Annotated in this window: 14 protein-coding genes; 1 reads left to right on the top strand and 13 read right to left on the bottom strand. The window is 39.3% G+C overall.

The genetic code is table 11. The annotated features are described in order from the left end of the window. The first annotated feature begins 12 nt into the window (after positions 1-12). Positions 13-462, top strand: coding sequence for an SRPBCC domain-containing protein (locus G7B20_RS04815; RefSeq protein ID WP_164108876.1), 450 nt, complete (start codon positions 13-15; stop codon positions 460-462). Positions 463-471: 9 nt separating this feature from the next. Here G7B20_RS04815 and G7B20_RS04810 read toward each other — a convergent pair whose 3' ends face one another. The 13 genes from G7B20_RS04810 to G7B20_RS04750 all read right to left on the bottom strand — a co-directional run bounded on the left by G7B20_RS04810 (position 472) and on the right by G7B20_RS04750 (position 12,062). Continuing rightward, positions 472-1,092, bottom strand: a complete 621-nt coding sequence (locus G7B20_RS04810; RefSeq protein WP_079641099.1) for an L-threonylcarbamoyladenylate synthase — start codon at positions 1,090-1,092, stop codon at positions 472-474. A 102-nt stretch (positions 1,093-1,194) separates the two neighbouring features. Next, a complete protein-coding gene (gene asnS, locus G7B20_RS04805) occupies positions 1,195-2,640 on the bottom strand; it encodes an asparagine--tRNA ligase (RefSeq protein WP_164108875.1) in 1,446 nt (481 codons plus the stop codon). A 102-nt stretch (positions 2,641-2,742) separates the two neighbouring features. Continuing rightward, complete coding sequence (gene trpA / locus G7B20_RS04800) at positions 2,743-3,516, bottom strand: tryptophan synthase subunit alpha (protein WP_240465980.1); 774 nt, start codon at positions 3,514-3,516, stop codon at positions 2,743-2,745. Positions 3,517-3,591: 75 nt separating this feature from the next. Further along, positions 3,592-4,776: a tryptophan synthase subunit beta gene (trpB, locus tag G7B20_RS04795; RefSeq protein WP_164108874.1), complete on the bottom strand. Its 1,185-nt coding sequence runs from the start codon at positions 4,774-4,776 to the stop codon at positions 3,592-3,594. After that, positions 4,751-5,392: a phosphoribosylanthranilate isomerase gene (locus G7B20_RS04790; RefSeq protein WP_164108873.1), complete on the bottom strand. Its 642-nt coding sequence runs from the start codon at positions 5,390-5,392 to the stop codon at positions 4,751-4,753. Before G7B20_RS04790 ends, trpB begins: the two co-directional genes overlap by 26 nt. A 115-nt stretch (positions 5,393-5,507) precedes the next feature. Continuing rightward, positions 5,508-6,497, bottom strand: coding sequence for an anthranilate phosphoribosyltransferase (trpD, locus tag G7B20_RS04785; protein WP_164108872.1), 990 nt, complete (start codon positions 6,495-6,497; stop codon positions 5,508-5,510). Between the two features lie 247 nt (positions 6,498-6,744). Continuing rightward, on the bottom strand, positions 6,745-7,200 hold the full coding sequence (locus G7B20_RS04780) for a hypothetical protein (protein WP_164108871.1): 456 nt from the start codon (positions 7,198-7,200) through the stop codon (positions 6,745-6,747). A 230-nt stretch (positions 7,201-7,430) separates the two neighbouring features. Further along, positions 7,431-7,652 (bottom strand): DUF2795 domain-containing protein, encoded by a 222-nt coding sequence (locus G7B20_RS04775; RefSeq protein ID WP_002996718.1) that lies wholly within the window; start codon positions 7,650-7,652, stop codon positions 7,431-7,433. A gap of 111 nt (positions 7,653-7,763) precedes the next feature. Then, on the bottom strand, positions 7,764-8,543 hold the full coding sequence (locus G7B20_RS04770; RefSeq protein WP_164108870.1) for a lysophospholipid acyltransferase family protein: 780 nt from the start codon (positions 8,541-8,543) through the stop codon (positions 7,764-7,766). A 154-nt stretch (positions 8,544-8,697) separates the two neighbouring features. Further along, positions 8,698-9,609, bottom strand: a complete 912-nt coding sequence (locus G7B20_RS04765; protein ID WP_164108869.1) for a molybdate ABC transporter substrate-binding protein — start codon at positions 9,607-9,609, stop codon at positions 8,698-8,700. Positions 9,610-9,620: 11 nt separating this feature from the next. Continuing rightward, positions 9,621-10,094, bottom strand: coding sequence for a DsrE family protein (locus G7B20_RS04760; RefSeq protein ID WP_164108868.1), 474 nt, complete (start codon positions 10,092-10,094; stop codon positions 9,621-9,623). A gap of 6 nt (positions 10,095-10,100) precedes the next feature. After that, on the bottom strand, positions 10,101-11,069 hold the full coding sequence (locus G7B20_RS04755) for a c-type cytochrome (protein WP_164108867.1): 969 nt from the start codon (positions 11,067-11,069) through the stop codon (positions 10,101-10,103). Between the two features lie 105 nt (positions 11,070-11,174). Beyond that, positions 11,175-12,062 carry a LysR family transcriptional regulator gene (locus G7B20_RS04750; protein WP_164108866.1) on the bottom strand — a complete coding sequence of 296 codons (888 nt, stop codon included), beginning with the start codon at positions 12,060-12,062 and terminating at the stop codon, positions 11,175-11,177. Positions 12,063-12,072 lie beyond the last annotated feature (10 nt).

The raw sequence follows: 12,072 nt of genomic DNA, 5'->3' as shown, positions 1-12,072 counted from the left end.
TAACTTTGTACAATGAAACGAAAGCTAGAAACTACAATTTTAATTAATGCCCCCATAACAGCAGTGTGGTTGGTTCTGTCCGATTTCGCTAAATATCCAAGTTGGAGTCCTACGGTACAGTACTTCGAAGGGAAGCCTAAAGTAGGGGAACGCACTAAAGTTCTGTTGAAACAACCTAACGGTATGCAGATCAAAATGAACCCTATATTCTTAAGTATAGATCAAGATCGAGAGTTGCGTTGGAAAGGTAGACTTTGGATGAACGGAATCTTTGATGGCGAGCATTATTTTCTTTTAAAATCTTTACCGAATGGACAGACCAAGTTGATCCAAGGTGAGTTGTTTTCGGGAATTTTAATTCCGTTCTTAAAAAAAATGATTGATGGGGAGACTAAAAATGGATTTACACTGTTTAATCAAGCGTTGAAAGATCGAGTTGAGAAGTTTGTATCGGAGATTTAGGGCGGATACCTATAGGTACAGCTCTAGGTCTCCTTTGCCCTCACGTATGACTTCAAACTCGCCTTCGGTCAAGTCGACTACGGTAGAAGCTACATTGTCTCCATAGCCGCCGTCGATTACTAAATCAACGAGGTCTTGGTATTTTTCATAGATCAATTCTGGATCTGTAGAATATTCGATTATATCGTCTTCATCGTGGATGGAAGCTGTTACTATTGGATTTCCCAGCTGTTTTACGATCTCGCGGACAATATTATTGTCTGGTACGCGGATACCCACTGTCTTTTTCTTTGAACTCAATAGCTTAGGGACCTGTCCACTCGCATTGAATATGAACGTAAAGGGGCCAGGTAGTGCTTTTTTGAGCACACGGAAGACTGTCGTATCGAAGGGTTTAGTATATTGCGAGATATCGGTAAGGTCGTAACAGATAAAAGACAGGTTGGCCTTGTCGGTTTTTAGCCCCCGTATTTGACAAACGCGCTCGATTGCCTTTTGATTCGTAATATCACAACCTATACCATACACCGTATCTGTCGGGTAGATGATTACACCTCCTTTTTTCAAGATATCGACCGCCTGATCTATATATTTAGTATTGGGTTTGTCTTCGTATATTTTTAATAGCATTTTTCGTTCGTTAGTATATTGCGTTTTTGGATAGTTTGACGTATCGCCTCTCTTTTAAAATAACAACAGCCAAAATAATTTGTTTTGGCTGTTGTTATTTTATTAAAACTCCGCGTTCTTCGGTGTGCGGGGAAATGGAATTACATCTCTTATGTTTGTCATTCCTGTGGTAAATAAGACTAGACGCTCAAAACCGACACCGAAGCCTGAGTGAGGGACTGATCCGAAGCGACGTGTATCCAAAAACCATTCCATCTCTTCCGCTTCGATGCCGACTTCGGACATACGCGTTAAAAGTTTCTCTAGGTTTTCCTCACGTTGCGATCCTCCAACCATCTCTCCGATACCGGGGAAAAGGATATCCATAGCACGTACGGTGTGACGACCTTCAGCATCCGGTTGGTTTTGCTTCATGTAGAAAGACTTGATTTCTCTAGGGTAGTCCGTGAGAATCACAGGTTTCTTAAAATGCTTTTCTACGAGGTAACGTTCGTGTTCCGATTGAAGATCAGCTCCCCAACCTTCAATAAGATACTTAAACTGTTTCTTTTGGTTGGGTTTGCTGCGCTGCAATATTTCTACGGCTTCTGTATAAGTTAGACGTTCAAATTTATTTTCCAAGACGAAATTTAACTTTTCAACAAGATTTAATTCAGAACGTTCTGCTTGTGGTTTGGACTTCTCCTCTTCCAACAATCTGTTCTTTAAAAATTCGATCTCGTCAGGACATTGTTCTAACGCATGTTTGATTACATATTTCAATAGATCCTCAGCGAGGTCCATATTGTCTTCCAATTCATAGAAAGCCATTTCAGGCTCAATCATCCAAAACTCGGCTAAATGCCGGGTTGTATTGGAGTTCTCTGCACGGAAAGTCGGTCCGAAAGTATAGATATTTCCAAATGCTAAAGCTGCAAGCTCTCCTTCCAACTGACCGGATACAGTTAGGTTTGTAGCTTTACCAAAAAAGTCCTCTTTGAAATCGACCTTGCCATCTTCCGTCAACGGAGGGTTGGTAGGATCTAAGGTAGTCACTCTAAACATCTCACCGGCTCCTTCTGCATCCGATCCCGTAATAATAGGGGAGTGGAAGTATACAAAATCGCGTTCTTGAAAGAACTTATGGACCGCGAAAGATAGCGCATTACGAACTTTGAAGATTGCGTTGAATGTACCTGTACGTACACGTAAATGTGCGATTTCGCGAAGAAACTCTAAACTATGCTTTTTAGGTTGTAACGGATACTTCTCCGGATCAGATTCTCCGATTACCGAAACTTCTGTCGCTTTAACTTCTACACGTTGTCCCTTTCCTTGAGATTCAATAAGATTACCTTTCACACGAACAGCAGCACCAGTATTGATTTTCTTGAGAATCTCATCTGCTGTGTTTTCGAAATCAACTACGGCTTGGATATTATTTATGGATGAACCGTCGTTAATGGCTATAAATTGGTTGTTACGAAATGTTCTAACCCAGCCTTTGACAATAACTTCTTTTCCAAAATCTTCCGATTGTAATAATTCTTTAATTCGTGTGTGTTCCATTTTTTTTAAGGAAATTTTTTCTTTTTATTCTAGTGCAAAAATACGCTATATTATTGGCTAATTGTTAACAAAAGCGCAAAATGTTAATGCTTCTGACTTTTATCAACGTAGGCTCTGTATAAATTCAGGGATTTTTTTCAAATAATCTTTATCAGCTAACAATTTGACAAAAGCGGTACCTACTATTGCGCCATTGGCGTAGGTGGTAGCTTTTCTGAAGGTCTCCTGATTAGAAATCCCGAAACCGATGATAAAGGGATTGTCCAGATCCATATCCTTGATGCGTTTGAAGTAGCTCTCGGCTTGATCTTTTACTTCAAGGTTTTTACCGGTTGTCGAGTTGGAGGACAAGAGATAGATGAAGCTACTGGACAATTTGTCTATTTTACGGATGCGTTGTTCCGAAGTCTGTGGAGTCACTAAAAAGATGTTACTGATACCATTTTCTTCAAATGTACTTTTGTACAGTTCCTCATATTCATACATAGGAAGGTCCGGTATGATCGTCCCATTGACGCCCACTTCTTTACATGCTCTGCAGAAATTCTCTACCCCAAATTGAATCACAGGGTTGACGTAGCCCATGAGAAAAACGGGGATGGATACGTGTTTGCGTAGATCTTTTAGCTGGTCGAAGAGTACATGTAAATTCATGCCATTTTTTAAGGCCTCTTCTGAACTATGTTGTATGGTAGGACCATCGGCGACAGGGTCGGAGTAGGGAAAGCCTATCTCTAGAAAATCGACTCCAGCCTCTTCGAGTGCTTTGGCGATCTGTACTGTACTATCTAATGTGGGATAACCAGCCGTAAAATATATAGATAATAGTCCGTTTGCGTGTTTGTTGAGTTGCATGTTGTTATAGTTTGTTAACATGTTATCTTGTGATCTTGTTATCGAGGAGTCTTCGTAACTTGTTAACTCGATAATTTGTTCACAGGATAACTAATACTACAAATTAAAATACTTCATATAGTTGTCTAAATCTTTATCTCCTCGGCCTGATAGACAGATGACGACCGTTTCATCCCCCTTGAATGTCATCTTTTCAAGATAGGCTAGGGCATGCGAGCTTTCAATCGCAGGTATAATTCCTTCTAGTTGGGTTAAACGTAAACCTGCTTGCATAGCCTCGTCATCGGTGATGGAGACATATTCGCCGCGACCTGACTTAAACAACCAAGCATGTTGAGGACCAATGCCCGGATAGTCAAGCCCTGCCGAGATGGAATAAGGTTCTACCACCTGTCCGTCTGCAGTTTGCATCAGGATAGAGCGACTCCCGTGGAGTACACCTTCTTTTCCTAGAGCTGTGGTGGCAGCTGTCTCGCCCGAATTGACACCATGACCGGCTGCTTCTACCGCGATAAGACGAACAGCCTCTTCATCCACAAAATTATAAAACATACCAGCCGCATTAGAACCGCCTCCCACGCATGCCATTACGATATCAGGGGTTTCTTGTCCTGTTTTTTCCAAGAGCTGTTTTCTTGTCTCGGCGGATATAATTGACTGAAAACGTGCCACCATATCAGGATAAGGGTGCGGACCAACTACAGAACCGATAATATAATGTGTATCTACGGGATTATTTATCCAGTCTCGCAATGCCTCATTCGTCGCGTCTTTAAGCGTTTGGCTGCCAGAGGTAGCAGCCACCACCATAGCTCCCATCATTTTCATCCGTGCTACGTTGGGGGCTTGGCGTTCAATATCTATTGCTCCCATATAAACCACACACTCTAGCCCTTTTAATGCACATACCGTCGCTGTTGCTACTCCATGTTGTCCAGCGCCTGTTTCTGCGATAATTCTTTTTTTGCCCAGTCGTTGTGCCAATAAGATCTGACCGATGGTATTGTTTATTTTGTGCGCTCCCGTGTGATTTAGATCTTCTCTTTTTAAAAAGATTGTTGTACCATAACGGTCTGATAATCGTTTGGCGTGGTAAAGCGGAGAGGGCCGGCCCACATAATCTTTTAACAGCTGCTCAAATTCAGCTTTAAATGAAGGGTCGTTCATAATCTGTAAATATTGCTGCTCCAGTTCCTCTACATTTGGATACAGCATCTCCGGAATATATGCTCCGCCAAATGGTCCGTAATATCCCCTATTGTCTACCTGATATTTGCTCATGATGTATAATTGATAATGCTTGTGTTACTGTTTTTATGTCTTTTAAACCAGGCTCCAATTCAAATTTAGAGTTTAAATCTAACGCATACAGCCTGTCGTCTTCTATTGTTATTGCTTGTTCTAGATTGTCCAATCCCAGACCTCCACTCAAAAAGTAAGGCTTGGAATAAGGATAATTCATTAACTGCTGCCAGCTAAAAGTCTGCCCCGTACCTCCATGTTGGGTGCTCTTGGTATCGAATAGAAAAAAATCCACATGGTCAAGGTATCTTTCTAAAACAGACCAGTCGAATGCATCGTCGATCCCGAAGGCCTTGATAATCTCTAGTCCGGCTTGTTTTAAAGACGCACAGAGTTCAGCTGTCTCGTTACCATGCAGCTGTATACAGGTAATGCCATATGTGTCGACCTTATCTATTATCACAGGGTATGTATCATTGACAAATACTCCTACTTTTTTTATATTTTCTGGAATAGCCTTCCGGATACCATCCTGAACAAATCGCGGTGATTTTGCGTAAAAGATAAAACCGATATAGTCTATAGGCAGACGGACGAGCTGCTGTATATTATCCAGATCCCGCATTCCGCAAACTTTTATTTTAACGTTGTTCATGTTTGTTATCTTGTTAACCTGTTATCTAGTGCCTGGTTTACTCGTTCACGTCCTATCCTGTTATCCAGTACCTAGTTAGCTTCTTAACTCGTTCACTAGATAACTTATTCACCTCTTAACTTCCTACTAACTTCTTCAGGCTATTCAATGCCTTTAACCCCAATAGAGAGCTTTCTGCTTCGTAATAGCAATCTGCAAAGCTCTTCTCTGGATGGAAGGTTTTTATGGCAAAAGCAGCATTTGTTAACACCACACTGTTCTGTTCGTTGTTACCCTCTCCGTGGATGATTGTGTTGAAAATCCCGGCAGCTTCTTGAATACTTTCCCCTCCTGTTATAGCTGTGGCTAATACAGGGGTAAATCCCAACTCTTCTACTGTATAGCGACTCTCTCCTTTATTATTTATTAGCTTAAAGTCACCGGTTAGAGATATCTCGTCGTAGCCATCCAAAGCATGGATAATACTATATTGTTTATCCGAACTTTGGTATAAATAGGTATACAAACGAGCTAATTCAAGACTAAATACACCTACGGATTGATATTTTGGATTAGCAGGGTTTGTAAGGGGGCCAAGCATATTGAAAAAAGTTTTGACACCAAGTGCTTTACGAATAGGCGCTACAGTTTTCATCGCTGGGTGGAACAGCGGAGCATGGAGAAAACAAATGTATGCATTGTCGAGTTGACGCTGGAGCGTATCCTTGTCATTGGTGAATTGATAACCCAAGTACTCCATTACGTTTGATGAACCGCACCCTGAAGAGACTCCTACATTACCATGTTTGGCAACGTGATATCCTGCGCCAGCAACAACAAATGAGGCTAAGGTCGATATGTTGAAGGTGTTTTTACCATCACCACCGGTACCACACATGTCGATGAGGTCATAGTCCGTAAAGTCTACCTTTAGACAGAGGTCGTACATCGCATCGCGAAAACCGGCTAGTTCCTCCACACGAATGCTGCGCATACCATAGGTGGTCATGAATGCCGCAATCTGATGCGTATCATACTTGCCAGTAGTAATATGCGTTAAAATATCGTAAGCTTCCTTACGACTGAAGGTTTTATATTCGAATAGGTGTCTTAATATCTCTTTCATCTGTTAAAGTAAAAAGTTAATAATACAAAGGACTAATTGGCCAAAATTTTATAAATAAAAAAGGGGCTCGCCGATATGGCAAGCCCCACTATTTTTTGATTGTATCAATTTTAAGCGATAGACATCTGCCACAACATTATCTGTTGTGCCACCACCAGGCATTATTGATTACAAAATTGTTCATTTCTTAATTGTTACTAACAAATATCAAATAAGTTTTTAAAAATGTCAAGTTTTTTTTGATTTTTTAATAAAGAACAAAATGCGCTTTGTTATTTCCTTTTGAAACTAAAGTAAAAGAAGCGATCTTCCCATTCTCTATATACACGGCCAACATCTGTCGTTTTCTGTAGTTTAGGAAGTACATTTGCTCTGTATTTAGGTCTTCGGGATCAATATCCTTGATATCCTTTGTTGGCATTTGACTGTAAGGAATATAGTTAATTTCCTTTAAGTCTTTGGATAATAAGTTAATACGAACTTCCTCTAAGGACACCTCAAGATAATCGTAAATTTCATCAGATGGGTTTTCTATAATGAGATATTTACTTAGCACAATGTCTACTGCCTTATTCTCATCCGCTAGATCCTTGATAAAAGACTGAATAGTACCTATATTTTTCGGATGATCTGTAGCTTGCACTTTCTGTGCCCACAGATTTGATGTAAATAAAATTAGTAAAAAAGTGAATACTACTCTCATAAATGAAGTTTTTATTGTTTGACGAAAGTAATTGAATAAGGATTAATCAAAAGAAATACTCATGTTTAGCGAAGCACAAACACCCATGAGTATTCCATATGGCTGTTAAAAAACAAAATGCGAAGCATTCATGAATACCAATGAAAGCAAACATAAATAAATAATTATACACATATGAAAACGTACATAAATAAAAATCGCACTTCTGAAAGTGCGATTTTTATAATGGATTAATATTCGTCTTCATTGAAAAAGAAGTCATCTTTTGTTGGATAATCCGGCCAGATTTCTTCAATGTTTTCGTAGGGTTCGCCGTCATCTTCCAAAGCTTGAAGGTTCTCGATTACTTCTACTGGAGCTCCAGAACGAATTGCGTAATCAATTAATTCATCTTTAGTCGCAGGCCATGGTGCATCTTCTAAGTGTGATGCTAATTCTAGGGTCCAATACATAGTATTACAATTTAAGTTCTACCTTTTTCCGCAAAAATAGTATAATATTTTAAATAAGCAAGTTAATTATGCGTTAAATGATTTTTTGTTTGTTATCTTGCTTAATATCAATTATATGTTTTTATTTGTCGGTGTTTTTTTTACATCTATAAAGCTATTGAATTTATTCCAATGGGTACTCATCTTGTCGTAAACGAGCGACTGGATTTCATCCGCTTGCACGGATGTTATATTCTTGGTGTCGATTGGTGCGAGCACCTGAATATGTATAATTCCAGGTTTGGAGCCAAACTTCTCCCCATTATCCCATAGGGTTTGCCAAGCATCTTGGATGACTACCGGTAAGATTTGTACCTGATTATCTACGGCTAGTTTGAACGATCCGGACTTAAACTCGTGAAGGCGGGGCGGATATTCATCGTCAATTTTCCCTTCTGGAAATATGACGATTGATTTGCCTGTTTTTATCAAATAGTCTGCTTTTTTGAAAGCTTTGTAAGCTGATATTTTACTTTTTCTATCCACCACGATATCTATACTTCTGAAAAAAATGCGAGTGACCGGATTACGCAGCAATTCAATTTTTCCCATAAAGGAAAATGATTGGGGACACATAAATGTTATCCCTGTAATATCTAGGATAGAAGTATGATTCGGGCAGATAACATAAGGCTTGGACCAATCTATACACGACTCATATTCAATTTTGAAAAATATACCGGAAAATGTTGTGCCGAGAACCGATATTATGCGTCTTAAGCTTGCAATAGTTGAATAGTACCTGTCAGGATTTCTAGTTAATATGTATAAAAGAGGGAATAGTAAGATAAAAAAGAATAAAACACATAGTAGATACCATATTCTATGAAGCTTTTTTAGGATTATCAGCATACGATTCACATTAATGAAAATCGAAATTAAAAAGAAAAAAGGATACCTAGGTATCCTTTTTTATAAATATCTATGTAGCAGAACTAGATAAGCAATCATGAGTCTGTTAGCTTGCTGATGACAGATAAAAACAAATTATACATCTATGAAAGTTTTATTTTATACTGAAACCGTATTTCAGATAAATTTGTTTTGCGGTATCTGTTGCCATAAAGTTCATGAAATCCTCCGCGGCTTTTGGATGAGGAGCCTTTTTTAATTGAGCCGCCATATAGGTCGCTGTAGAATTGAGGGCTTCAGGAATTTCCACAACATCAATGGGGTGGCTGATCATTTTTTGATATACAACTTCGGATCTCCATACCGGAGCGACATCGGCATCACCATATAAAACGCGCATTGGACTCTCTCGGTGATGTATCCGAGTCAAGTAGGTTTTGCCTGTAGTTACTTTGTCTTTCATGATTTTATTGACCAATTCATCTCCGCCAGCTTTTTTATAAGAGGCCTGTATTTGTTCTCCGATCCCTTCCCATAATGGATTTGGCATTGCGATACGTACATGGTCCTGTGCTAGGTCATTGAGAGAGGTGATTTTTGCAGGGTTATTTTTAGGAACCATAAGACAGATATTGTTGTAGCAATAAATCTGCGTACGGCTGAAGTAATCTTTCATGTCTTCAATGGTTCTTTTGCCTGCTGTGTATACATCCGGTATATGCGTAATTCGAAGGTTACCCAATGTCAAAGAACCTCCTTGGATTTGCTTAGCTAATATTCCAGGGGGAAGTGTTTCTACGAATATTCTTTCGTATTGTGGATAATCCTTTTTGAATGCTGCCAAAAGGTCATCTACAACCATAAACTGGTTCCCGGCGAAGAAAATTGTCAGCTGTGGATCTACGATGTCTCCATATAAGTCGGGCACGTTGTTTATTCCAGGCACCGTAAAATTAACTGCAGAAGAAGGAGGCGTATTCCATGGCGGGTCAAAATGGTGGTCTTGTGCCTTTGCTACTGTAGCGACGGCTAATAATAGAAATATTGATAGATTTTTATACTTCATCGGAACTTAATTTATGGTTTTATAATGATCCATCCTTCACTGGCACGTAGAATTAATTCGCCATTACCGCTCGGTACAAACGCTAGAAAATCATAGAGTTCACTTTTAGCGATCTTGCGCTCTTCTAAGGTATTAAGACATTGGACTACATGTACCCCCTTTTCGATCAGATCCTTTAGCGCTGCTTCGTATTGACTGTTTGATTTTTTAAAAGCCTCTGTTCCTCCAGAGAAAGCGATTAGTTCGATCTCTAGCCTGCCTTGAAGACGAGGATCCTTTAGTGCATTATTGATATTTCTAAGTGCTTTAGCAATAATTTTAGGGTCGTCGCTGTCCAGTTGATAAATTGCTTTGTAACTCTTCTTTTTGGCGATAGCGCCTTGAAAGCTTTTGTTTTTGGTCAAAAGATGATTTTCCTGAGCGAATGTTTGTGTCTGCAATGCAACAGCAAATAGAAACAAACAAGTGATGATGATGTTTTTCATGTTAAATTAAAAATTAAAAGGTCCATATTTATGCTGTAGTGCACTAATTTTGTCCGGATAAGGTGGATACGCACAGTCTTTCGGCTTTTTAGCGAGGTTAGGATAGTCGTTTTCTTTGTGGGCTTTTTGAGGACGATCAAACGAATTGATATAGGCTGCTACATCAAAAGCCTCTGCATCACTCAATACAGGCTGATCATAGGTGGCTCCAAGAGGCATATTTGCTTTAATAAAGCGTGCTGCTGTAAGAATACGTGCCATTCCGGCCCCATCATTATAGCTGTCGGGTCCCCACAAAGGAGGGTAGAGGTAACCTCCGGCATCTTGATTTTTCTGTCCCTGTCCTTGTTGACCGTGACAGCTTAGGCATTTGTTGCTATAGATGAGCTGCCCCTGTTTGAGATCTGCGGCTCGATCAGGAATTTCTATCTTCACAAAGCCTTGGCCCTCTAGGCGTTTGTCACTTATGATATGACTGCTTATCTGCTTAATGTATGTAATAATAGCACGCATTTCTTTGCTATTCTCAGGGATAGCTCGACCATTCATACTGCGCTCAAAGCAGCCGTTGATACGTTCTTCAAGCGATTCTATTTTGTCTTCTCGACCGATATAGGTAGGAAAGACTTGGTGAAGACCTACATAGGGAGCCGCAAATGCTTTGGTGCCGCTGTTTAGGTGGCAATTACTGCAGGCTAAGTTGTTCCCTATTTTTTTTCCATCTTCATAAAAATAATCGTATGTATTTTTAATTAACTTTTCGCCATAACGGGCTAGTTTTCCTTCAGTATCCTCCTTGAAAGTTATTGGGACATAATTTGCCACATGTGTAATAACACTATCTGTTTTTGTTGTGCTTAAAGCCTTAGGCTGTCGTTTATAAGCAAATAAGAATACACAGACACATAGGATTAAAAGTAATAATGATACCCCTCCAAGAGCCTTTACATAATTGGTTAGTTTCTTATACTCCATGATTTTATCATAATAAAATGTTTTAGCAAAGAAACCTTATTTTTAAATCTTCAAAAAGAAAGGAAATATTATAAGGTATAACCAAAAGTTATTTGCAAATGTTAATTATCTCATACAGAATTGTAAAAATTGGTTGGGTACGCCAGTTAAGCCTCCATATATATGCGTAAAATGGAAATAACGTTCGATCTGTAAATCAGGTATGTCTACGATTGTAAGTCGATCTTCCAATATTTCTTTTTGTACAGAGTGGATGGAAAGAAAGGCGAAACAGTCACGTTCTTGGATATAACGCTTTATACTCTCTGTTGAAGCCAAAACCATCTCGATGTTTAATTTTGAAAAATCAATCCCAAGACACCGAACTTTGTTTTCGATAATCGAACGTGTACCTGAACCAAGTTCGCGAACGACTAAGGAAATTTTGTATAAATCCAGTACCTCAGGTTTTTTTAGTTGTTTTAACATAGGGTTTCGACTATTCGTGACTAAAACAAGTTCGTCTTTCATAAAGGGAATATATTTTAAGGCCCTGTTGTCTGTTGCTCCTTCAGTGATGCCCAGGTCGATTTTCTGTTCAATCAATAGTTCTTCTATCGCACGGCTGTTGTATTGTGATACTTCGATGTGACTGTTGGGATGTTCATTCAAAAACTTGGCTAATAAGGAGGGAATGATATATTGAGAGATGGTCGTGCTTGCACCTAGGATCAGGTGGCCCTTCATATTGGATTGTAGATCAAAAATTTCTTGGTCTGCCTTGTTGTAAAGTTGGATGATTTGACCGGCATACCGAAATAGAATTTCTCCTGATTTAGTGAGGATTAAGTTGTTGCCTTTTCTTTCAAAAAGCGAAACACCAAGTTTTTTTTCCAACTCAAGGATATTCTTGCTTACTGCTGGCTGGGAAATATAAAGAACAGCAGCTGTTTTAGTAAAGTTGAGCTGTTGCGCTGCAGTGTGGAATACCTTAAGTCGAAAATCAAAATCCATAGAAAAAGGG

The sequence above is a fragment of the Sphingobacterium sp. xlx-96 genome, from assembly GCF_011007365.1.
Taxonomy (GTDB): Bacteria; Bacteroidota; Bacteroidia; order Sphingobacteriales; family Sphingobacteriaceae; genus Sphingobacterium; species Sphingobacterium luzhongxinii.
Note: the sequence above shows the minus strand (reverse complement) of the source record. Positions and strands in the feature narration are given on the sequence as shown.